Annotated in this window: 17 protein-coding genes; 9 read left to right on the top strand and 8 right to left on the bottom strand. The window is 60.0% G+C overall.

What is annotated here, in order from left to right; all coding sequences use genetic code 11:
• Nucleotides 1-167: 167 nt before the first annotated feature.
• Nucleotides 168-1,937: a putative bifunctional diguanylate cyclase/phosphodiesterase gene (locus LC059_RS17680; protein WP_226705200.1), complete on the top strand. Its 1,770-nt coding sequence runs from the start codon at nt 168-170 to the stop codon at nt 1,935-1,937.
• Nucleotides 1,938-2,033: 96 nt separating this feature from the next.
• On the opposite strand, the gene LC059_RS17675 is transcribed toward LC059_RS17680, so the two are convergent.
• Nucleotides 2,034-3,041 carry an adenosine kinase gene (locus LC059_RS17675; protein WP_226705199.1) on the bottom strand — a complete coding sequence of 336 codons (1,008 nt, stop codon included), beginning with the start codon at nt 3,039-3,041 and terminating at the stop codon, nt 2,034-2,036.
• A 262-nt stretch (nt 3,042-3,303) separates the two neighbouring features.
• On the opposite strand from LC059_RS17675, the gene mrcB reads away from it, so the two are divergent.
• From mrcB to LC059_RS17660, 3 genes are all read left to right on the top strand, one after another.
• Nucleotides 3,304-6,024: a penicillin-binding protein 1B gene (gene mrcB, locus LC059_RS17670; RefSeq protein ID WP_226705198.1), complete on the top strand. Its 2,721-nt coding sequence runs from the start codon at nt 3,304-3,306 to the stop codon at nt 6,022-6,024.
• Nucleotides 6,025-6,145: 121 nt separating this feature from the next.
• The gene (locus LC059_RS17665; protein WP_226705197.1) at nt 6,146-8,470 is read left to right on the top strand and encodes a TonB-dependent receptor; all 2,325 of its coding nucleotides are present in this window, start codon (nt 6,146-6,148) and stop codon (nt 8,468-8,470) included.
• 71 nt (nt 8,471-8,541) lie between these two features.
• On the top strand, nt 8,542-9,222 hold the full coding sequence (locus LC059_RS17660; protein ID WP_226705196.1) for a Fe2+-dependent dioxygenase: 681 nt from the start codon (nt 8,542-8,544) through the stop codon (nt 9,220-9,222).
• Nucleotides 9,223-9,244: 22 nt separating this feature from the next.
• On the opposite strand, the gene hemB is transcribed toward LC059_RS17660, so the two are convergent.
• The 5 genes from hemB to LC059_RS17635 form a co-directional block, all read right to left on the bottom strand.
• Nucleotides 9,245-10,255, bottom strand: a complete 1,011-nt coding sequence (gene hemB / locus LC059_RS17655) for a porphobilinogen synthase (RefSeq protein WP_226705195.1) — start codon at nt 10,253-10,255, stop codon at nt 9,245-9,247.
• A 12-nt stretch (nt 10,256-10,267) separates the two neighbouring features.
• Nucleotides 10,268-11,551, bottom strand: a complete 1,284-nt coding sequence (gene hemL, locus LC059_RS17650) for a glutamate-1-semialdehyde 2,1-aminomutase (protein ID WP_226705194.1) — start codon at nt 11,549-11,551, stop codon at nt 10,268-10,270.
• A 148-nt stretch (nt 11,552-11,699) separates the two neighbouring features.
• The gene (gene thiD, locus LC059_RS17645) at nt 11,700-12,491 is read right to left on the bottom strand and encodes a bifunctional hydroxymethylpyrimidine kinase/phosphomethylpyrimidine kinase (RefSeq protein ID WP_226705193.1); all 792 of its coding nucleotides are present in this window, start codon (nt 12,489-12,491) and stop codon (nt 11,700-11,702) included.
• A gap of 126 nt (nt 12,492-12,617) precedes the next feature.
• Entirely contained in the window at nt 12,618-13,040 is a 423-nt protein-coding gene (gene hemJ / locus LC059_RS17640) for a protoporphyrinogen oxidase HemJ (protein WP_226705192.1), read from the bottom strand.
• A 72-nt stretch (nt 13,041-13,112) separates the two neighbouring features.
• A complete protein-coding gene (locus LC059_RS17635) occupies nt 13,113-14,933 on the bottom strand; it encodes a chloride channel protein (RefSeq protein ID WP_226705191.1) in 1,821 nt (606 codons plus the stop codon).
• Nucleotides 14,934-15,063: 130 nt separating this feature from the next.
• On the opposite strand from LC059_RS17635, the gene argC reads away from it, so the two are divergent.
• The 4 genes from argC (at nt 15,064) to erpA (ending at nt 17,982) form a co-directional block, all read left to right on the top strand.
• On the top strand, nt 15,064-16,119 hold the full coding sequence (argC, locus tag LC059_RS17630) for an N-acetyl-gamma-glutamyl-phosphate reductase (protein ID WP_226705190.1): 1,056 nt from the start codon (nt 15,064-15,066) through the stop codon (nt 16,117-16,119).
• Between the two features lie 87 nt (nt 16,120-16,206).
• Nucleotides 16,207-16,947: a DUF6776 family protein gene (locus LC059_RS17625; protein ID WP_226705189.1), complete on the top strand. Its 741-nt coding sequence runs from the start codon at nt 16,207-16,209 to the stop codon at nt 16,945-16,947.
• A 117-nt stretch (nt 16,948-17,064) separates the two neighbouring features.
• Nucleotides 17,065-17,475: a bactofilin family protein gene (locus LC059_RS17620; protein WP_226705188.1), complete on the top strand. Its 411-nt coding sequence runs from the start codon at nt 17,065-17,067 to the stop codon at nt 17,473-17,475.
• 153 nt (nt 17,476-17,628) lie between these two features.
• Complete coding sequence (gene erpA / locus LC059_RS17615; RefSeq protein WP_161859602.1) at nt 17,629-17,982, top strand: iron-sulfur cluster insertion protein ErpA; 354 nt, start codon at nt 17,629-17,631, stop codon at nt 17,980-17,982.
• A gap of 24 nt (nt 17,983-18,006) precedes the next feature.
• Here erpA and LC059_RS17610 read toward each other — a convergent pair whose 3' ends face one another.
• Nucleotides 18,007-19,119, bottom strand: a complete 1,113-nt coding sequence (locus tag LC059_RS17610; protein WP_226705187.1) for an anhydro-N-acetylmuramic acid kinase — start codon at nt 19,117-19,119, stop codon at nt 18,007-18,009.
• Nucleotides 19,120-20,499, bottom strand: coding sequence for a peptidoglycan DD-metalloendopeptidase family protein (locus LC059_RS17605; RefSeq protein ID WP_226705186.1), 1,380 nt, complete (start codon nt 20,497-20,499; stop codon nt 19,120-19,122).
• Nucleotides 20,500-20,828: 329 nt separating this feature from the next.
• Here LC059_RS17605 and tyrS point away from each other — a divergent pair, with 329 nt between their 5' ends.
• The gene (tyrS, locus tag LC059_RS17600; RefSeq protein ID WP_226705185.1) at nt 20,829-22,136 is read left to right on the top strand and encodes a tyrosine--tRNA ligase; all 1,308 of its coding nucleotides are present in this window, start codon (nt 20,829-20,831) and stop codon (nt 22,134-22,136) included.
• The last annotated feature ends 310 nt before the right edge of the window (nt 22,137-22,446 follow it).

Raw genomic sequence — 22,446 nt, 5'->3', positions numbered from 1 at the left:
GTGAGTTTGATCACAATTGGCGCCGGGGTAACTCAGGAGGTTTCCGCGCCGGTGAATATGCCGGTATGATTTTCCCTGAGCGAGTGCGCATCGCGCTTTTTTCCGCGGCCCCATTGCCGGGTTGCTTCGGTAAAGCCGGACACAGTACCGGTTGAGTTGGAATTCCATTGACTGAGTTCACACCCAAAAACGCCGCTTATCACTCAGAACTGGAGGAATCCGGTTTTGACGTGCTGCCCGATGGGCAGTTGAGCCCGGCAGCCGCAGAGCTTGCCCTGGGCGAGGTGGCCGATGGTGTGGTTGTGACTGATCGCCATGGCCTGGTGCGCTACAGCAATCCGCTGGTCAGTGAACTCTGTGGCAATCTGGTGGGATTGCTGCCGGGGCAGGTGCTCGCCGACAGCTTGCCGCTGTTCGATAATGAAGGGCAGTTGCTGGATCTGAACCTGGCCACTGGTGACCGCGAGGAAGATATCCCCAGTCGTCGGGAGCTTCGCGCCAATATCCGTCGTGATGAGGGCGACTTGCTCGAGGTCAGCGTGCAGATCAACAGTCTCAAACGCGGTGCGGAGCTCGACGGCTATGTGCTGGTATTGCGCCACACTTCTGAGGCTCGCCGGATTTCTTCTCGGCTCAGCTGGCAAAGCAGCCACGACGCGCTTACCCGCCTACCCAACCGCCAGACCTTCGAACACGCCCTGCAGCAATTGCTGAATACCGATACCGGTCCCCGACAGCACCATATCCTGCTGTACCTCGACGTTTACCAATTCAAGGTGGTAAACGACACGCTGGGCTACAGCGCTGGTGATGCGCTACTGATTGCGCTTGCGAAAATCCTCACCCGTTGCCTGGGCAAGGACGACCTGCTCGGCCGCGTAGGTAGCGATGAATTCGCGCTGCTGCTGAAAGATTGCACCCTGGAAGAGGCCAAGCGTATCGTTACTCGCTTGCGGGAGGCGGTGAATGATTTTGTCTTCCAGTGGGAAGACAGCGAGACCCGCCCGGCGCTTTCCATTGGCGCGGTCAGCGTGGACAGCCATGCACCGCCGGCGAGCCAGTTGCTGGCCTCGGCGAATGACGCATGCAGCGCGGCGCGGGATCAGGGGCGCAATCGCGTCAAGTTTTTCGGGGATTCGCGCAAGGCGTTGGAGAAGCGTCGCGAGAGTACCTGGCTTGCGGAGATTCACGCAGCCATTCGTGAGGATCGCCTGCTGCTTTATCGCCAGCCGGTTGTTGCGTTGCAGGACCAGAACCGTGTGCATCACTACGAGGTTCTGGTGCGTATGCAGGGGCGGGATGGGGATGTGATTTCCCCCGGTCTGTTCCTGCCGGCGGCGGAGCGCTATGGCATGATCGATGAGGTGGATCGCTGGGTGATCCGCAATATCTTCCGCTATATGGCGCTGGAGCAATCCAGTGGCTCGGGTGGCTTCCACTACGCGATCAATATTTCCGGGATCAGCCTGGGTGATGAGCTGTTTGCGGATTTTGTATTGCGCGAGCTCACGGAGGCGGGGGTTGCACCGTCGCGGGTGCAGTTCGAAATTACAGAAACCAGTGCGATCAATAATCTCGATCGGGCGCTGGTGTTTATTCACAAATTGCGCGCGGCGGGGTGCAGTTTTGCGCTGGATGATTTTGGCCGCGGTGCTTCCTCGCTGGCGTATCTGCGTCAGTTACCGGTGGATTATCTGAAGATCGACGGTTCTTTCGTGCGCAATATGCTGGAAGACGAGATCGACAGTGCGATGGTGAGTACGGTGGACCACCTGGCGAAGCGCATGGGCATCAGTACCATTGCTGAATTCGCGGAGACGCCGGAACTGCTTGAAAAGCTGCGTCTTATGGGGGTGGATTATGCCCAGGGCTTTGGTATCGCCGCCGCAGCCTGTCTCCCGGAGATCAGTGAGCCCCGGCCCCCTTCCTGCAATTGAATCCCGGGGCACAGCGTCGCAAACATCCTGTTTGCGACGCTCCTGAAGCGCGCTCTCGGTACTCTTCCTGAGCTTCAAAGTTTGCGCTTTGTAAGCTCAGATATTAACCGCCTGCTCAAGTAATTCCTTGTGCTGCTCAGCACGCAATCTCGGTCCATACTGACTCACTACCTGCGCTGCCGCTCGGCAGGCCAGTTCTCCTGCTTCGGCGAATCCCATGTTGCGGCTGATGCCGTATAGGAAGGCGCCAGCAAACATGTCGCCGGCGCCATTGGTGTCGATGGCTTTCACTTTGGGAGAGGATGCCCGGTGCTCCTGCTCGCCATCCCAAAGCAGTGCGCCGTCGGCGCCGAGGGTGATGGCGAAGGCGCGGGTGTGTTTGCGCAGCGTCTGGGAAGCCTCTTCGAGGGAGTCGGTGGCGCAGAATTTGAGGGCTTCGTCGCGGTTACAGAACAGCAGGTCTACGCCCTTGTCGCCGATCATTTCTTTCAGGCCGTCGTGGAACAGTTGCACCATCATGGGGTCGGATAGGCTCAGGGCAGTTTTTACGCCCTTGTCTTCGGCCTGCTTGCGCAGTTCGATGGCAGCGGCGCGACCGGTGGGCGAGGAGACCAGATAGCCTTCGATGTAGGTCCAGCGGGACTTGCTGAGGGCTTCGCTGTCGACTTCATTGACGGACAGTTCGGCGCTGATACCGAGGAAGGTGTTCATGCTGCGTTCGGCGTCCGGGGTGATCAGCACCAGGCACTTGCCGGTGGTACCGGCTTCGGCGTTGTGCAGGGCCTTGGGGTAGCCGACTCCGGCAGCGGCGAGGTTGTCACGGTAGAAGTCGCCGTTATCGTCATCGGCAACTTTGCAGGAATAGAAAGTGTCGAGGCCGAAGTAGCTGGCAGCGATAACGGTGTTGGCGCCAGAGCCGCCGCAGGCGTGGCTGGCAGTGACCATGTGGTCCTTCAGGTCGTCGGCCAGTTGCTCCTGGCGCTGGTCGTCCACCAGCGTCATGACCCCTTTGTCGACGCCGAGGGTTTTCAGGTCGCTATCGGTGACTTCAATTTCCGTATCGAGAAGGGCGGCGCCGATGCCGTAGAGGTCGTACTGGTGCATAGGAGTTCCGTTGCAGCTAGGTGGTCTGGATTCAGGGGGCCCGGAGTGCGGGCGCTGGGCGCATTATGGCGGGCGCCGGGTCAAGTGCAAGGGTAGCTGCCCCGGTGTAATGTGACCGGTCGGGTTTGACTTGTACCGTCTTGACCTTATAAATGCCCGCTATAAATGCAGGTGCTGTGGCTGTTTTAAATGCCTGTGTCGATGGCGATCGCAGCTCGGCCTTTCACAAGTTAACGCAAGAAACGAGTTTATCTGAACCTATATGGCATCAAACAAGCGCCGTACTAAAGCGAAAAGTGCAAATCGAAAAGACAGGTCGGGGCGCCTGCGTCGCTGGCTCAAGCGCCTCAGTCTGCTCGCCCTGCTCGGGGTGCTGGTGCTTGCCGGTTATATGGTGTGGCTGGACGTGCAGCTGCGCGAGCGACTGGACAGCCGCCAGTATCAGTTGCCGGCCAGGGTGTATGCGCGCCCGCTGATATTGCAGGAAGGCATGGTGATGCGCCCGGACGAACTCGAGTCCGAGTTTGCCGCGCTCAATTACAACGAGGTTCCCGCGATTGAGGAGCCCGGCCAGTGGCAGCGCGAGGGAATGGTGTATCTGGTTTGGCGCCGGGACTTTATTCACGCCGACAAGCGTGAGCCGGCGGCCAAGGTACAGTTCCGGCTGCGCAATGATGAGCTGACCAATTTACGCAGTGAAAGCGGCGAGCGTCTGAAGGAATTCCGCCTGGATGCCGCGCCCATTGGTACCTTGTTGGGGGGCGGTGACGATCGCACCCCGGTGCGTATCGAGGACATTCCCCCGCTACTGGGTGCCACCCTGATTGCGGTGGAGGACCAGGACTTTGTGCATCACTTCGGGGTCTCCCCCCGGGGAATTGCCCGCGCGATGGTGGCCAACTTCAAGGCCGGTGGCGTGGTGCAGGGCGGCTCCACCATTACCCAGCAGCTGGTGAAGAATATTTTCTTCGACCACAAGCCGAGCCTGTGGCGCAAATTCAACGAAGCGCTGATGGCGGTTCTGATGGAGGTCCACTACGACAAGGCCTATATCCTGCAGGAATACATCAACGAAGTGTGGCTTGGGCAGCAGGGTAGTCGGGCAATCTATGGCTTTGGGCTGGCGTCCGAGTTTTATTTCCAGAAGCCCCTCAGCCAGTTGGAGCCCCACCAGATTGCGCTGCTGGTTGGCCTCGCCAAAGGCGCCTCCTTTTACAACCCCTGGCGCAATCCGGAGCGCGCGCTGGAGCGGCGCAATACGGTACTGGATGTGATGTTTGAGCAGGGGCTGATCGATAAAGATCAGCACGCCCGCCTGCGCAAAAAACCGCTGGAGGTGGCGGCTGCCGGCGCTGCCGCACAGAACCCTTATCCCGCCTTTACCGAGCGTCTGCTGGAAGAGTTGCGCCCCTACTACTCCGTCGAGGAGCTGCGCACCGCCGGTCTGCGGGTCTACACCACCCTGGCACCGTCGGTGCAGAAGCTCGCCGAAGATGCGGTGAGTAACGGCGCCACCAAGCTGGAAAAGGATCGCGGCATCCAGGCGGACTCCCTGCAGGGCGCGACGGTGGTTCTGGAGAACCACAGTGGCAATGTGCTCGCCATGGTAGGGGATCGCCGGCCCCACTATCCGGGGTTCAACCGGGCCCTGGAGGCGCGACGCCAGGTGGGCTCACTGATCAAGCCGGCGGTCTACCTGACCGCCCTGGAGCGCACCCACGAATACAACCTGGGGACACTGATTGACGATGCGCCTATTCGTGAAGAGACCCAGGACGGGCAGGTGTGGATGCCGGCCAACTTCAACAATCGCAGCCATGGGCTGGTGCCGCTGTACGTAGCCTTGTCCCGGTCCTACAACCAGGCTACCGCGCGCCTGGGACTCGATCTCGGAATCGAGAATGTGCGTCAAACCATTCGCCGGCTCGGTGTGCAGGCGAGCCTGCCACGAGTGCCTTCGCTGTTTCTCGGAGCGGTAGAGCTGACGCCGTTTGAGGTGGCGGGTATGTACCAGACCATCGCCAACCGTGGCGAGCATGTAGAGCCGCGCACGCTGCTAGCGGTATCCGATGCCGATGGTGAGCAGGTGCAGCGCTTCCGCCCCAAATCCAACCGTGGCGTAGACGAGGTGCCGATTTACCTGCTGCGCTACGGGCTGGAGCAAGTCATGCGAGAGGGTACCGGCAAAAGCGCATACCGACGTCTGCCCAACAGCGTGCCATTTGCCGGCAAGACCGGTACTACCAACAACTATCGCGACAGCTGGTTTGCCGGTTTCAGTCCGGGAGTGACAGCGGTGGTATGGCTGGGGCGTGACGACAACGAGCGCACCAGTCTCACCGGAGCCACCGGCGCGCTGACGGTGTGGACCGATATCATGCGCAAACTGCCCCATCGTCACGGTCGTATTCAGGCACCCAGAGGCGTCGAATGGAAGCCGTTGAATGAGCAGGGTCAGTATATGGATCCCCGCAACTGCCAGGGCGGGCGCGAGATTCCGGTATCGGTGGAGAGCCGGCTGGAAACGGATCCCCGCTGTGAACGCCGAGGCTGGTTCCGCAACTGGTTTGACCGGGAAGACCGGGAAGACAAGAACGTTGCCCCCCGCGAGGATATGACCCCAGGCTGGGGCATAGACCCTGAACAACAGCGCAGGGAAGAGCAACAGCGCCAGCGGGAACAGCAACTGCGTGAACAGCTGGATCGCGAGCAGCTACCGGTACCCCAGGAGCAGCCGGAAACCGATCGCGACCAGGTTCCCCAGACCGAGAGTGAGCGCCTGCGCCGGCTCGAGGAGTCTGGCCGCCTTCAGGAAGAGCGGTATCTGGAGGAGGAGCGCCGCGCGCAGGAAGAGCGCCGGAATCTGGAAGAGCGCCTGCGGCAAGAGGAGGAGCGCCTGCAGCAGGAGGGTAGCCGCCGCGGCGCACCCGTGGAGGATGCGCAACCCTGGCCGCCAGAGGGTGAGCCGGATCAGTGGCCCTGACGGGGCGCGGCCGAACCCAACATCACATGCATTTACGAATTATTATCATTTAGCTTTATTTTCCAAGGTCCTGACTCTATACTCCGCGCCGACGAATCGGTCACTTAGGGAGATATAGATAATGTCAGGATCACGTATCAAGTCTTTGCCCCTGTCCATGGGCGCACAAACCATCGCCGCCGCACTGGCCTTCGGTTCCCACACCATCATTGCGGCGGAGCAGGAACCGGAATGCGCCGACGAGGGCGCCAAGCCCTGCGTCGCGGAACCGGAAAAATCTGCGATGGAGCACATCGAAATCCACGGTGTGCGCAACTCCGTGTATCGCTTCGACCGCTCCGGCGACCCGCGCCGGGTGGCGGACCTGGTGGATACACCGCAGACCATCAGCGTGCTGACCCTGGACCAGATCCAGGAATCCGGCAAAACCGATCTTGAAGATATCCTTTCGGCCCAGTCCGGGGTGACCCTGGGTACCGGAGAGAACGGCAATGCCTTCGGCGATCGCTACATCATCCGTGGCCACGAAGCCCGCAGTGATGTGTTTGTCGATGGCCTGCGTGACCCGGGCATGACCACTCGCGAAAGTTTTGCCACCGAGCGCGTGGAAATCACCAAGGGGCCGAGCTCCACCTTCGCTGGCCGCGGCTCTTCTGGCGGTGCGGTCAATAGCATCACCAAGAAAGCCTCTATCGAGTACAACTTTGGCCGGGTCGATCTCGCCGCTGGTACCGACGATCACAGCCGCTTCACCGTGGACTACAACCTGTCCCTGAGCGATGCGGTGGCGCTGCGTATCAATGGCTTGTCCTCTGCACAGGACAAGCCCGGTCGCGACGGCATTGAGCGTGAGCGCGATGGCGTGCAGCTGTCCGGAGTGTTCCAGGCGTCAGAAAAACTGTCGTTTGTGGCCGACGCCTACTACCTGGATGCGCACGACAAGCCGGACCTGGGCAGTGTGTTCGACCGCGAAGCGCGCGAGCCCATCGAAGACATTCTGGTCTATGCCCAGGACAACGACTTCCTGGATTCCGAAGTAACCACGTTTACCCTGCGCACCGAATACCAGCTGTCCGACAGCGTGCGCTTGTTCAACGCCACCCGCACCGGGCAGACGGAAAACGGCTATATCACCACCGGTCTGCGCAGCACCAGCCGCGCGGATGAAGACCCGCAAGCGCCGGGTGCCGCCACTATGACCCTGAGCACGCACCAGGGCTGGCAGGAAGTGGAATACACCACCTCCCAGTTCAACCTGTTCTGGGACACGGAAGTATTTGGTCGCGCGCACAAGCTGGTATTCGGCCTGGAGTACACCGATGAATCTGTAGATAACGGTGTGTTCGACATTGCATACGGCAACGAGGGCAACTGCCTTACCAATGGCCGCGGCGGGGTCTCTTCCTCTTACTGCGTGATCGATGCCAGCGGAAACCAGGTGAGTAATGTGGGCGGCCTGATGGACCGCAGCTTCAGCCGCGGCGACGCCGATGCGCTCTACAAGATTGAAACCGTATCCGCTTATGTGATGGATACCGTTGCGTTGACCGAGCAACTGGACGTGTTCTTTGGCCTGCGTCAGGACAGCTTTGACTACAGCAATGCCACCAGCGGTCGTGGTGGTGATCAGTTCTATAGCTTCTCCGACTCCATGTTCAATGGTCACCTGGGCCTGGTGTACGACGTGGCGGAGAACGGCAATGTGTACGCGACCTACAGTACCGCCACCAACATTAACGGTGGTGAATCCGACCTGGGTGCCAACTGTGGCTACGGCGGCCTTTGCGGAGATCCCGAGCAGGCGGCACAGGCGGACCCGGAGCTGGTGGAAAACCTGGAGCTCGGTACTAAATGGATGTTGTTCGGTGACAAGCTGATGGCCACCGCGGCACTATTCCGCATGACCAAAAGTGATGTGATGGAAAGCGTGGGTGACAGCTACTCCACCCTGGGCACGTTGAACACCGGTGAAAACCGCGTGCAGGGTATCGAGTTCGGTTTGTCCGGCAACATTACCGACAAGCTGAGCGTGCAGGCCTCCGCTTCATTGATGGATTCGGAAGTTCTGGATTCCTACAACCAGGACAACATCGGCCTGGCGCTGTCCAACTTCGCCGACAACAGCTACTACCTGCAACTGCGCTACCAGCCGAACGAACGCTTCGCTTTCGGCGGGGATTACAGCTATCAGGGGCAGATGTTCGGCGGCCAGCCCGATACTGCGGCGGGTTACAACCAGGAAACCGGTGAATACACTATCGTGGTGCCCAGCTATCAGGTCGTCGGTCTGTTTGCGAACTTCAACGCTACTGAAAAGCTGACTCTGCGTGCGAACATTGGCAACCTGCTCGATGAAGAGTACTGGACCGCAGCCTACCGCTCCGGCTCATTTATGTACCTGGGCGATGGCCGCAATGTCCGAGCCACGGTTACCTACGAGTTTTAATCCGCACTGACCGTAATTCACGGTTTGGGAATTGCGATAGACGTGCGATACACGTGAGAGAAGGAAGCCCGATGGTTGTTATTGAAAATATGCTCACGCCGCAGGAGGTGGCTCATTTCCGCGAGGTGTTACTGTCGCTGCCCTGGGCAGACGGTAAGGGCACCGCGATGGGAATGGCGGCACAGGTCAAAAACAATCATCAGGCCGACCCATCCAATCCCGCGGTGCAGCAGCTGGCCAACCAGTTGCTGGGCCGTATGGGAGAAACCCCTCGGCTGATTTCCCGCGCACTGCCACACCGCATTTTCCCGCCGGTATTCAACCGCTACGGTGAAACCGATGAGTACGGTTGGCATGTAGACGGCGCGATCATGCGCATCCCCGGCTCCAGCGAAGTACTGCGCAGCGATATGTCCATGACGCTGTTTCTGAGTGAGCCGGAAGAGTATGAGGGCGGGGAGCTGGTGATTGCCACGGACTTTGGCGAGCAGCGGGTAAAGTTGCCGGCCGGTTCCGCGGTGGTGTATCCGTCCAGTAGTTTGCACAAGGTGACTGCAGTAACTGCGGGGCAGCGCATCGCGGCGATCACCTGGATGCAGAGCATGGTTGCCGATGGCGCTATGCGCCAAACCCTGTTTGAGCTGGATCAGAGTATCCAGACCCTGCTCGGGCAGGGGCAGGTGGACAGAGCCGAACTGGATCGACTCCACCACATCTATCACAACCTGATCCGCCAGTGCGCGACGCTTTGATCCGGTTGTTTGTCTGCGAATGTCAGCGTTGCAGTAAGCGCGCGGCTTCTTCTGCGAAATAGGTGAGAATGCCGTCGGCGCCGGCGCGCTTGAATGCCAGTAGCGACTCCATAATCACCGCCTCACGATTCAGCCAGCCGTTTTCAAACGCTGCGCAGTGCATCGCGTATTCGCCGCTTACCTGATAGGCAAAGGTCGGCACCTTGAGCTCGTCTTTCACCCGTCGTACCACGTCCAGATAGGGCATGCCCGGCTTCACCATGATCATGTCCGCCCCTTCTGCCAGGTCCAGTGCGCACTCGTGCAGCGCCTCGTCACCGTTGGCCGGATCCATCTGGTAGCTGAACTTGTTTGCACCTTTCAGGTTGCCGGCGGAGCCAACCGCATCGCGAAACGGCCCGTAATAGCTGGAGGCGTATTTGGCGGCGTAGGACATGATCTGGGTGTTTGCGTGGCCGTCCCGCTCGAGCGCACTGCGGATCGCGCCGATACGGCCGTCCATCATGTCAGAGGGCGCAACGACATCGGCGCCCGCCTGGGCGTGAGACAGTGCCTGCTGCACCAGCACTTCCACGGTGTCGTCATTGACGATATAGCCCTTGTCGTCCATCAGCCCGTCCTGACCGTGGCTGGTAAACGGATCCAGTGCCACATCGGTAATGACACCCAGTTCCGGCGCCGCATCCTTGAGTGCGCGCACCGCGCGCTGGGCCAGGCCGTCCGGCGCGTAGGCTGCGCGGGCGTCGTCGGATTTCGCCGAGGGGTCCACTACCGGAAACAGCGCCACTGCGGGAATGCCGAGACCCACCAGCACCTTTGCCTTGGCGGTAAGCAGGTCCACGGTCAATCGCTCTACCCCGGGCATGGATGCCACCTGCTGGGTTTCCCCTTTACCTTCGATGATGAACAGCGGCAGGATCAGGTCGTCGGTGGTCAGGTGATTCTCCCGCACTAGTCGGCGGGAGAATTCACTGGCCCGCAGGCGGCGCGGGCGGCTATGGGGGTAGGGGCCGCGGTGTGATGAAAAAGTCATAGGAGGCCCCGCTTATTTCAGTTTGGCGAAGACATTTTTCGCCGCCTGGATAGTAGCTTCGATGTCTTCCTCGCTATGGGCGGCGGACATAAAGCCCGCTTCGTAGGATGCCGGCGCCAGGTACACGCCTTCTTCCAGCATACCGTGGAAGAAGCGGTTGAAGCGCTCGGTGTCACAGGCCATGACCTGCTGGTAATTGGTGACCTGCTCGGCATCGGTAAAGAAGAAGCCAAACATGCTGCCCACCTTGTTGGCGGTCAGTGGAATGCCTGCCTCTTTCGCGGCGGCCAGTACGCCTTCCACCAGGCGGTCGGTCTTGGCGGTGAGCTCGTCGTACAGGCCCGGTTCCTGAATGAGCTGCAGGGTTTCCAGGCCCGCGACCATCGCCATGGGGTTGCCGGAGAGGGTGCCGGCCTGGTAAATCGGCCCCAGCGGCGCAATCTGTTCCATGATCTCGCGCTTGCCGCCAAAGGCGCCCACCGGCATACCGCCGCCGATCACCTTGCCGAGGGTGGTGATGTCCGCTTCGATACCGTAGTAGCCCTGGGCGCCGGTCAGGCTGACACGGAAGCCGGTCATCACCTCGTCCAGAATCAGTACCGCGCCCGACTGGTCACAGACTTCCCGCAGTGCTTCCAGGAATCCCGGCACCGGCGGAATGCAGTTCATGTTGCCTGCTACCGGCTCGACAATGATGCAGGCGATCTGGTCGCCGATCTCGGCGAAGCACTTTTTCACCCCCTCGATATCGTTGTAGGTGAGGGTGATGGTGTGATCGGCGAGGGACGCCGGCACACCGGGGGAAGATGGCACGCCCATGGTGAGGGCGCCGGAGCCTGCTTTCACCAGCAGGGAGTCGGAGTGACCGTGGTAGCAGCCCTCGAATTTAACGATCTTGTCGCGACCGGTGTAGCCGCGGGCCAGGCGGATGGCGCTCATGGTGGCTTCGGTACCGGAGTTGACGAAGCGCACCAGATCCATGTTCGGCCATACGCGGCACAGTTCTTCCGCCAGCTCGGTCTCCAGTTCGGTGGGCGCGCCGAAGCTGAGGCCGGACTGGGCCTGCTCGACCACCGCATCGATCACGTCCGGGTGGGCGTGCCCCAGTACCATGGGGCCCCAGGACTGCACATAGTCGATGTAACGTTTTTCATCGGCATCGTACAGGTAGGCACCTTCGGCGCGCTCGATAAACACCGGCGTTCCGCCTACTGCGCGGAAGGCGCGTACCGGGGAATTGACGCCACCGGGAATGACTTTCTGGGCTTCGGCAAAAAGGGTTTCGGACTTGCTCATACAGATATGGACACCGGATTGGAGTGGTGAAGGGAAATTCGGGATTGGAAGTTGCGCGTATTATCCGCACCACCGGCGTCGGCCGCAAACCGGTCGGGAAAATTGGATGGATTTACTGCTGAGCGTTAACCGCGGGGACAGGGCTTTGTCAGTCCTTGCAGGTCCAGAACAATCGGTTGGGCACCGGCCGTCCCATACCCAGGCGCCGGCTGCCGGCAATGGCGCTCCAGGTGAACTGCTGACTGCGGTTGACCGCTTCCAATATGGTGAGGCCGTGGGCGATATGGCAGGCAATGGCGGTGGTAAGGGTTCCGCAGGCACCGTAGGCCGCCGGTGGCAGGCGCTGCCAGCGAAACTCGCGCACCAGCCCGCGCACATCGTAGAGCCGGTTTTCCAGCTGTTGCTCGGTGGTGGGAACGCCGGTCAGCAACAGGTAGCCGCATCCCGTTTCCAGTAGTTCCTGCGCCTGGGCGTCGTGTACGTCCGCTTCGCCGGCCATGGCGCGGGCTTCACGTCGGTTAGGGGCTACCAGGGTGGCCAGCGGCAGGAGCAGATCGCACATGGCTCTCCATAGTGGTGGCGCCAGCAGGCTCTCCTTGTCGGCGAGGGTCGCATCGGGGTCAATCACCAGAGGGATATCCGGGTAGTCCCGCAGTACGCTATGCAGAGCGTGTACGTTCTCCACGGACCCGAGGTAGCCAATCTTGATTGCGGCGACCGGCATGTCTTCCAGCACCACCCGCGCCTGCTCAACCAGCAGGTTTTCGTCGACCGGTGCCACGCCCACCAGATCCCGGGTGTCGCCTACGGTAATCGCCGACACCACCGAGGCACAGTGGCATCCCAGGCTGGCGGCAGTTTCCGTATCCGCTGCGATGCCGGCACTGCCACTGGGGTCGTGGTGCGTGACCGTAAGTACTATGGGCTGGCGTGTATCCATAACCATTCCGGACCTGAAGGGCGATGTACTTATTCTAGCCCCGCTAGTGCGCGGCAGTGCCGCGCGTCGGTGTCCTCTCGCGCCTTGATGGCGGCAACTGCCGCGCAGCGAGGGGCTGGTGGACTTTTAGAAGGGTTTGACCACCGCGAGTATCACGATTGCCAGCAATGCCAACACGGGTAGCTCATTGAATATACGGAAGTAGCGGCCACTTTTATTGATGGTGCCGGCGGCGAATTTTTTCACATAGCTACCGCAGATATGGTGGTAGCCGATAAGCAGCACCACCAGTGCGAGTTTTGCGTGCATCCAGCCGGCGGATTCATAGTATTTGGGATTAAAGCTGAACATCCAGACGCCGAATACAATGGTGGCAATCATCGAAGGGATTGCGATGCCGCGGTACAGCCTGCGCTCCATGATCTGGAAGCGGTCTTTGCTAAGCGCGTCGGTCGCGTCCACGTGGTAGACGAAAAGACGCGGTAGATAAAACAGTGCGGCAAACCAGCACACCATAGATACGATATGGAAAGCCTTGACCCAAAGCATTGATGCTCCTTATCCGGATGGAAACCGGTTTTTTTGAATAGAGGTTTATCGCCCGGTGTCCTCAAAATAAGGTCACTGTCGATAATAATGTTCTATGTGTAGCGGCAAGATGATACCCGCCACATCACTATCCAGTACACCTGTACTGCCTTGGTCGTAGTCGCGCCCGATATACAGGGCCCCGGCACCCTGTTGTTCCAGTTGCTCCTGAGCCTCCAGCAGCGTGGCGCGCCAGCTCAGTGGCGCCAGCTGCAGGCGTTCTCCGGGCAGTCGCAGCAGATCGATTTTTTCCTCTTCTTTCTTTTTGCCGTCTTCGCCTTCTTTTTCTTTGTCTATCTGTGGCCGCTGCAGAAAATTGGCGAGATCGGCGGTGCGCAGGGCTTGCGGCGCTTCGTCGCCACCGATCAAAAGCCATGCCGGTTGCTGCTCGATCAGTCGCTCTGCCTGCGTTCGTTCCAACAGGCGTGGCGTTGTCGCTACTGCCCGCTCCATCACACTGGCGACCCCCACCCGGCTCAGCATCTGAGCGCGCCAACTGGGGGTGCCGCTCTTGCCGAGGGCCTTCAGGCACTCCTGATATATACCGTCACTGCCGAAAAGTTGTCGGCTTACCAGGCAGGCGACAACGATGCTCATCATGCCGGGGAACAGTACGTTGGGGTTGTAGGTCAGTTCGAGAATCGCCAGCAGGGCCGCCAGGGGTGCGTTGAGCAGAGCTGCCATCATCGCCGCCATGCCCACCATTGCATAGAGCCCGGGACTGGCAGTGGCCGCACCGAGCCAGAGGTTGGCGAGATGTCCGGCCGCTCCGCCCACACAGGCGCCAAGGATGAGGCTTGGGCCGATGACCCCGCCGGGAATCCCGAGACCCGTCGCCAGAGCCGTGGCGGCGAGCTTGGCCAGCACGATGGCAGACAGCGCCATAATGCTGAGTTGCCCCAGCATGGCAAGCTCCAGGGTGTCATATCCGGCCCCGAGAATTTCCGGTACCCACAGGGCCAGGGTGCCGGTGGCAATGCCGGCGATGAGGAATCTCGGCAGTGGAGAATATCTTTGCTGCAGTGGGACCAGGCGCCGCTGGCTCACAATAAACAGTGAGGCGAGTGCACCAATAATCAGCGCGGATACAAAAAGGATTGGCAACTCCGCCAGGGATTCCAATTGCGAGGCGGGCACGCTGAATGCCGCTTGATGGCCAAAAGCGAGGCGTGTGGCGACACTGCCGGTGACCGCTGCGATCATCACCGGGAGGAAGCCGGCCACGGTGTACTCGAGCATTACCACTTCCATGGCGAAGATCACGCCCGCCAGCGGTGTGTTGAAGGAGGCGGCAATGGCGGCGGCGACACCGCAGGCGAGAAGAGTGCGCGCCGAATTGTCGGGCAGGCGCAAGCGCTGCGCCACCCAGCTGCCACTGGCGGCGCCGAGGTGCACGGAGGGGCCCTCGCGGCCAATGGACTGGCCACTGAGCAGTGCCAGTGCTCCGCCAAAAAATTGCAGAACGGCGTTTTTCATCGGCATGCGCCCCTGGTGGTTGTGCAGCCGATCCAGCACATGCACCACGCCAGTGGGGCGGCCGGACGGCGCGATCCAGTGGAACAGCAGGCCCAGTGCCAGCGCGCCGCACACCGGCAAACCAAAGCGCCAGCCAGGAGACAGGGATTCAAAATCCTCCAGCTGCGGTAGATAAAAGATCGCCGGCCCCTCGCTCAACTGGCGGAAGCTGATGACCACCAGGCCCGCGCAGCTTCCGATTACCAGCGCTAGCAATACCAGCAGAGCCAGCGCCTGCTGGGCGGAGAGCCTGACGCGCGCGCGCTCCAGCAGCGTCGCGCGGCGTTGGTGGGGAAGGGGGGAGGCAAAAGTCTCGTGGTCAGGCTGGCGGCGCCGCACGGGTAGTCCTTTAAATTCGTTGGCTTATGGTAGAGTGCACGGTTCAGTATACAGGGGCTATCGCCCGCCAACAGGCGGCGGGCTCTTGTAAAGGGCGGTGCAAAAGGACAGTGATCAGCGAGGAGCGGAAGTGAGCGTCATCAAAGCGGCAATCGTAGGTGGAACGGGTTATACGGGTGTAGAGCTTTTGCGCCTGTTATCTGGCCATTCCCAGGTGGAGGTGAGCGCGATCACCTCCCGTGCGGAAGCGGGTACGCCGGTGGCGGAGCTCTTCCCCAGCCTGCGCGGTCACTACGATCTCAAATTCAGTGCGCCGAATGTCGATGAACTGGCCAAGTGCGACGTGGTGTTTTTCGCTACTCCTCATGGAGTCGCGCAGGCCCAGGTGCCCGAGTTGGTGGCGCGCGGTGTGCGCGTGATCGACCTGTCCGCGGATTTCCGATTACAGGATATTCCCACCTGGGAGCAGTGGTACGGGCAGAAACACGCCTGCCCGGAACTTGCGGCGAAGGCGGTATACGGCTTGCCCGAGGTGAACCGCGAACAGATACGTGGCGCCCAGCTTATTGCCTGCCCCGGGTGTTACCCTACTGCGATTCAGCTGGGCTTTATTCCCCTGCTGGAAGCTGGGCTGGTGGAGGCTCACGGACTTGTTGCCAATGCGGCCAGCGGTGCCAGCGGCGCCGGTCGCCAGGGCAAGACCGACCTGTTGTTCGCGGAGAATAACGACAGTTTCCGTGCCTATGCCGCGGGCGGACACCGTCACCTGCCGGAAATCGAGCAGGGGCTTGGCCTGGCGGCCGGCGGCAAGGTAGATCTGACCTTTGTACCGCACCTGCTGCCTATGGTGCGAGGTATCCACGCCACCCTGTACGCGAAGCTTGAGAACCCCGCTTCCGCAGATGTTACTCAGGAGGCGCTACAGGCCCTGTTTGAACAGCGCTACCAGTCTGAGCCGTTTGTGGATGTAATGCCCGCAGGCAGCCACCCGCAGACCCGCAGCGTGCGCGGCACCAACATGTGCCGGGTTTCAGTGGTGCGGCCGCAGAACCGGGATACGGTCGTCGTCCTGTCGGTCATAGATAATCTGGCCAAAGGGGCTTCGGCACAGGCGGTGCAGAACATGAATATCATGTTTGGTTTAAATGAGAACCAGGGGCTGGAGAGCCCGGCACTGCTGCCTTAGAATCGACTGTATTTACAGAACAGCAAAATACGCGACATCACAGGCGACATCGCGATAGCACTATCCAGATAACAACATCCGAGACACATGGCGCGCAAAGTTAAAGGCAGTAAACAGTATCGCATGAAGGTGGTGCCCCACAGGCCCATCCACGGCGTATTCTCTGTATTGGGGGTCACCCTGCTGGTGTTGTCCACCAGCGCCGGTGCTTTCTTTGCCGGGCAATATCAGGTGAGCAAAAGCCTGGATGAGAAATCCCGGGCGCACGCCAGGTCCCTGGATGAGGTCGATCGCCTGCGCGCGGAAATAGAAACCCTGCGGGTGCGGGCGGCCACAGCGGAGCAGTCGGTAGCCATCGGTGAGCAGGCGAGCGAATCCGTGCGCGGCGAGCTGGTGGCGAAGGAAAACCAGATTGCCGAATTGCGTCAGGAAATTTCCTTCTACCGCGGCATCATGGCCCCTACCGAGGGAGGCGAAGGTGTCTCCATTGGTCGTTTCAGTATTTCTGAGGCCGGCGAGCGCCGCTATCAGTACAAATTGCTGGTACAGCAGTCTGCGGCTCGCCACCAGGTGGTGACCGGGGCGGTGCGCTTTACCATCGTGGGCCAGGTGGATGGCGAAGCCCGCCGCTACGCCCTGGCGGACCTCTCTCCGCAGGTGGAGAGTGAGTCCATCCCGCTACGCTTCAAGTATTTCCAGAATATCGAGGGAGAGCTGCAGTTGCCGGAGGGCTTTGTGCCGGAAGGGGTGGAGCTATCACTTAAATCCAGCAAGCGTAAAGGGTTCAATATTGACCAGCGTTACGGCTGGCTGGTGCAGCAGAGCTGATTTGCGGAAGCGGGCGCGCTGTCGCGCTCACAGTGGGGTTGCTGGGGAGTACCCAAACAAGCCCCGCACAATTCATGAGGTTTTGGTTGAATTATGTTGAAAAAGAAAGAGAAAACTATGGCTAACACTGGCGGCAACAACACGACTCTGATCGCGCGTCATACCGAAGTTACTGGCGACCTGCACTTTCGTGGAAACCTGGTAGTCGAAGGTCGGGTCAACGGCAATGTGAGCGCCCACAGTGACAGCGATGCGCGACTGCAGATCGTCGATGGCGGTGTGGTCGAGGGTGAAATTCGTGTACCCAACGTCGTCGTCAACGGCAACGTGAAGGGTGACGTGCACGCCAGCGGGCATCTGGAGCTGGCATCCAAGGCAATTGTCGAAGGTAATGTGCACTACAAACTGATCGAGATGGTGAAGGGTGCCCAGGTAAATGGCTCCCTGGTATCCAACGTGGAAGTGGATGACACCAGCGAGCCCCGTATGCTGGGTTATTCCGAAGAATCCGTGGTTGACGCGGAATAACGCGACGGGCGCAACTGGTCAAACTGGGCCAGAAGGGTAATACTTGACCTGTTTGCTGGGTTTTACCCATAATGCGCCCGCACCGCTGCCATCCGGCCGCGGGCAGCTCGTTCCGAATAGGAGTGGGCTGCAAACCTGTCTCGAGAGTGAACTATGTCTGAAGCTGTTTCCTTTTCTCCCGATCCGATCCAGGTGACAGAGAAGGCCGTTGCCAAGGTAAAGGGCCTGCTGGAGGAGGAAGGCAATCCGGAGCTCAAACTGCGTGTCTTTGTGACGGGCGGCGGCTGCTCGGGCTTCCAGTACGGTTTTACCTTCGACGAACTGGTGGCGGAAGATGACGCCGTAGTAGAAAAAGATGGCATCGAGGTGCTGGTAGACGCGATGAGCTACCCGTATCTGGTCGGCGCCAGTGTGGACTACGAAGAGGGACTGTCTGGTTCTCGTTTTGTGGTCCAGAACCCCAATGCATCCGCGACCTGTGGCTGCGGCTCTTCCTTCTCCATCTGATCGCTTACCCGCGGGTTAGCGCCCTCAGGCTGGAAAGATTCCCCCTAGAATCGTCTCTTTTTCTGCCCCGGTGACCGCGGGGCAGTTGCCGCTCAGGCCGAGCATGGTCTGGCGTGCCAGCCAGGCAAATCCCGCGCCCTCTACCCAATCTGCATTTATCCCGTAATCGTCCGTAGCTGCCACCGACCAGGTGGGCAGGCGTCGGCGTAGTCTATCCATCAGGTCCTGGTTACGCGCGCCACCACCACACACCAGTAGCTCTCCGCCTCGGGCAAAATCATGCACACCGCTGGCAATGGATGCCGCGGTGACTTCCGCAAGGGTCGCCTGGGTATCGGCGGGCGTGACTTCCAGGCCGGCACAGGCGCGCTCAAGCCAGGATGGGTTGAAGGCCTCGCGCCCGGTGCTCTTGGGCGCAGGGGCGGCAAAATAGGCGTCGGAGAGCAGGCGGTTCAGCAGCTCCGGGTGCGGGGTGCCGCTCGCTGCCCAGGCACCATTGGCGTCGTAGGGCTCGCCCCTATGCAGCTTTACCCAATAGTCCAGCAGCGCATTGCCGGGTCCGGTGTCATACCCGCGCACGCCGCCATCGGCGGCAAGCTCGGTAATATTTGCCATACCGCCGATATTGACCACCGCGCGGTCCCGGCTGGTCCGGAACACGGCGTTGTGAAATGCGGGCATCAGCGGGGCGCCGTGGCCACCGAGCGCCATATCGCGACGGCGAAAATCCGCCACGGTGGTGATACCGGTGAGGGCGGCAATCGTATTGGGGTCGCCCAGCTGCATGGAGAAAGGTGTGGAGACGCTGCCCGGCGGGCGGTGTCTTACGGTCTGGCCGTGGCTGCCAATCGCTTTGATCGCGGACGCCTTCACGCCCGCTTCATGCAGTACCGCGAGGGTCGCGTCGGCGAATTCACGGCCAAGTTGGCGGTCGAGTTGGCCGGCGCGATCCAGTTCTGAGGGGCCTGGCGCGCAAAGCGCGAGGATGGCCTCGCGCATGGCTGATGAGATGGGGTGCCCGAGTGCCGCCCGGGTCTGGCATTGCAGCTGGCCTTCCGCCTCAGAAAATTCCACCAGCACCGCATCGATGCAGTCGACGCTGGTCCCTGACATCAGGCCAATGTAGAGGTCCGTCATTCAGTTCACGGAGTCCTTCTCTTCGCCATTTTGTGCCAGAGCGGGCTGTTGGAAGCGCTCCAGTTGTGCAATCAGGGGCTGGGTCTGGGTCTGGAAGCGGGCCATTTCCGACTTGGGAATGGCTTTCGCTTTCGGCAGCTTACGCACGATGGTCGCCGGGTTGCGATGGTGACCATCTACCAGGAATTCATAATGCAGGTGTGGGCCGGTGGCATAGCCGGTGGCGCCCACGGTGCCGATTGCCTGGCGCTGCTTGACCCGCTGGCCGCGCTTCACGTAGCGCTTGTGCAGGTGCAGATAGCGGGTGACATAACGTTCCCCGTGCTGGACAAACACGTAATTGCCATTGGCCTTGCTGTAGCCGGCCTTGATGACCCGGCCGTCGCCCGCGGAATATACCGGGGTGCCGCGGGGAGCGGCGTAGTCGGTGCCGTTGTGCGGGCGGCGGGTTTTAAAGATCGGGTGCAGACGGCGCGGGTTGAAGTGGGAGCTGATACGGCCGATATCCACTGGTGTGCGGATAAATGCCTTGCGCATGCTTTTGCCGTCGGGGGTGTAGTAATTGGTGTCGCCGTTACTGTCGGTATAGCGCACCGCACTAAATGTTTTGCCTTGGTTGGTGAAGGTCACCGCCTGGATGGCGCCGTTGCCAATTTTTTCGCCGTCCAGAAACTCTTCGTCAAACACCACGCTGAACTTGTCACCCTTGCGAATATCCAGGGCGAAGTCGATGTCCGAGCCGAAGATGTCTGCCATCTCCATGATCAGGTTGTTGCTGAGACCGGCCTTGCTGCCATCCACGAACAGGGAGCTGCTGATTTCCGCCTGACGGAAGGCGGTGTAGCGCTCCGGATCGCGCTGGTGGAGTGCATACTTGTATTCGTCAGAGCTGTCGCGGCTGAATTCCACCTTGCTCAGGCGATCCCTGTGCAGCTCCAGGCTCTGCAGGCTGCCTTCGCCATCAATCTGGAAGGTCAGCTCTTCGCCCGGCACCAGCTTGGCCAGTTGCTTGGCTTCTTTACCGCTGGATAGCAGCTGGTACATCTCGGCGCTGCTGATCCCGGCACGTTGGAACAGGTCGGACAGCGTGTCGCCGTTGCGCACGGTTTCCTGTACCACTCGCAGGCCTTCCATCACGCTTTGATGAGGGGCTTCGGCCGTGGGCGTCGCTTGCTGGTGCTCGCGAGACTGCTGAATGGCTTCTTCTGGCAGGCTGAGCGAAACCTCGAGCGCTGTGCGCTTGGCTTCTACTTCCGGGGTGGAAACAGACAGCGCCAGCGCCAGAGCAAAGCTGGCGGCACCTGCAGCCAGGGCGTGGGTGCGAGGGAAATTTTTGCCCAGTGCGCCCAGCAGGCGTGGTTTTTTGCGATGATCTTGCATGGTACTTAAGAGATAGCGCTGACGGTGGCTGTTATCGGGTTCGGACCCTGTTCTGGTGGCTGATGCCTAAAAAACGAACACTCGGGCGACTTTATAACAAAATTCCCGCTCTGGTTCACGGGGTAATTGACCTGTCTGTCCATGATTCAGTTCCTCTGCCTCGCGGGGAAATCCAAGCGGGTTGGCGGATTAGCAGGGTTTCCCCGCCGACACTGGGCCGCGCTTGTATTTGCCGCAGGATTCGGTACATTTGCAGCCCAATTTTTGCCCGCTGACCTCGGTTCTGCGGGGTTTCTTGAGCACATCTGAACTTACCGCAAGGGGATACAATGGCCGGAGTGGATGCGACACTGCTGGAAGACCTCACGCGCCGTGGGCTGGTCAATCAGGCCACCGGTGACGGCGAACTGGAACAGCACCTGGCAGAAGGCAGTCGCACACTCTATTGCGGCTTTGATCCCACTGCGGATTCCCTGCATATAGGCAGTCTAGTCCCGCTGCTGACACTCAAGAGGTTTCAGGCGGCAGGACATAAACCCATTGCGCTGGTTGGCGGCGCAACCGGCCTGATTGGCGACCCTTCCTTTAAGGCTCAGGAGCGCTCTCTCAATACGCCGGATGTGGTTTCCGCCTGGGTAGAGAAGATCAAGGCGCAGGTCAGCGCATTTGTGGATTTTGATGCCGGTGAAAATAGCGGCCTGGTCGCCAATAACCTCGACTGGACCAAAGACCTGAATGTGCTCGATTTCCTGCGTGACGTGGGCAAGCACTTCTCTGTCAACAATATGGTGAACAAAGAGTCCGTTAAGCAGCGGATTCAGCGCGAGGGTGAGGGTATCTCTTTCACTGAGTTCACCTATATCCTGCTGCAGTCCATGGACTTCTCCGAATTGTACAAGCGCTACAACTGCACCCTGCAGATTGGCGGCTCGGATCAGTGGGGCAATATTACTGGTGGTGTGGATCTGACTCGTCGCCAGCATCGCGGCAAAGTATTCGGCCTTACCCTGCCGCTGGTAACCAAGGCGGACGGCACCAAATTCGGCAAGACCGAAAGTGGCACCATCTGGCTGGACCCGAAGCGTACCTCACCTTATGCCTTCTATCAGTTCTGGCTGAATACCGCCGATGCGGACGTGTACAAGTTCCTTAAGTACTTCACCTTCCTGAGCGTGGACGCCATTGATGCGCTCGAAAAGGCAGACGCCGAGCGCGCCGGACGACCTGAAGCCCAGAGTGTTCTGGCTAAAGAGGTAACGCGCCTGGTGCACGGCGAAGAGGGGCTGGCCGCAGCGGAGCGTATTTCCCAGGCGCTGTTTTCCGGCAGTATCGATGAGTTGTCTGAGAGTGACCTGGAGCAGCTTCGCTTGGATGGGCTGCCCAGTTCTGACCTGCCCGCAGAGTTTGGCGAGCAGAGCTTGATCCAGTTGCTCGTGGATGCGGGTATGGCGCCGTCCGGTAAGCCGGTAAAAGATGCGCTGGGGCGCAATGCTGTATTGGTTAATGGTGTCGCTGTCGGCCTGGAGAGCAATGGTGACCCGGCGTCAGTATTCACCGCAGACAAGGCTTTGCATGGCCGTTTCTTTATTGTTCGCCTCGGCAAGAAGAAGTACCACCTGTTTTCGGCTCCAAATTGATCGGAATTTGATCTATTCTGAGGTGGATAAATCTTTTTTACAGTTTTGTCACAAAAGTACTTGCGCTGCCCCCTAGGGGCTCGTATAGTTCGCGCCCTCGCTGCTTGAGCGGCAACGCAAAACGCGGCGAGGAAGCTAAGTAAGTTGTTGTTTTTCAAAGAATTTTTTCTGAAAAACATTTTAAAAAAGAGCTTGCTTCAGCAGATTGGATGTGTAAAATGCGCATCCCACAGTGAGGGCCGAGCGCCACGCTGAGTTGTTTAAAAATTCGATCAAGCAATATGTGTGGGTGCTTGCGGAGCGACGGATC

It is taken from the genome of Microbulbifer elongatus (genome assembly GCF_020524885.1).
In the GTDB taxonomy this organism is placed as follows: domain Bacteria; phylum Pseudomonadota; class Gammaproteobacteria; order Pseudomonadales; family Cellvibrionaceae; genus Microbulbifer; species Microbulbifer elongatus_A.
The sequence above is the reverse complement of the archived record's forward strand: the minus strand, read 5'-3'. Positions and strand labels throughout refer to the sequence as shown.

Coding starts and splice junctions, on each gene's coding strand:
- LC059_RS17675 (WP_226705199.1), bottom strand. CDS start 3,041: ATGCACCAGTACGACCTCTACGGCATCGGCGCCGCCCTTCTCGATACG.
- mrcB (WP_226705198.1), top strand. CDS start 3,304: ATGGCATCAAACAAGCGCCGTACTAAAGCGAAAAGTGCAAATCGAAAA.
- LC059_RS17665 (WP_226705197.1), top strand. CDS start 6,146: ATGTCAGGATCACGTATCAAGTCTTTGCCCCTGTCCATGGGCGCACAA.
- LC059_RS17660 (WP_226705196.1), top strand. CDS start 8,542: ATGGTTGTTATTGAAAATATGCTCACGCCGCAGGAGGTGGCTCATTTC.
- hemB (WP_226705195.1), bottom strand. CDS start 10,255: ATGACTTTTTCATCACACCGCGGCCCCTACCCCCATAGCCGCCCGCGC.
- hemL (WP_226705194.1), bottom strand. CDS start 11,551: ATGAGCAAGTCCGAAACCCTTTTTGCCGAAGCCCAGAAAGTCATTCCC.
- thiD (WP_226705193.1), bottom strand. CDS start 12,491: ATGGATACACGCCAGCCCATAGTACTTACGGTCACGCACCACGACCCC.
- hemJ (WP_226705192.1), bottom strand. CDS start 13,040: ATGCTTTGGGTCAAGGCTTTCCATATCGTATCTATGGTGTGCTGGTTT.
- LC059_RS17625 (WP_226705189.1), top strand. CDS start 16,207: ATGGCGCGCAAAGTTAAAGGCAGTAAACAGTATCGCATGAAGGTGGTG.
- LC059_RS17620 (WP_226705188.1), top strand. CDS start 17,065: ATGGCTAACACTGGCGGCAACAACACGACTCTGATCGCGCGTCATACC.
- erpA (WP_161859602.1), top strand. CDS start 17,629: ATGTCTGAAGCTGTTTCCTTTTCTCCCGATCCGATCCAGGTGACAGAG.
- LC059_RS17610 (WP_226705187.1), bottom strand. CDS start 19,119: ATGACGGACCTCTACATTGGCCTGATGTCAGGGACCAGCGTCGACTGC.
- LC059_RS17605 (WP_226705186.1), bottom strand. CDS start 20,499: ATGCAAGATCATCGCAAAAAACCACGCCTGCTGGGCGCACTGGGCAAA.
- tyrS (WP_226705185.1), top strand. CDS start 20,829: ATGGCCGGAGTGGATGCGACACTGCTGGAAGACCTCACGCGCCGTGGG.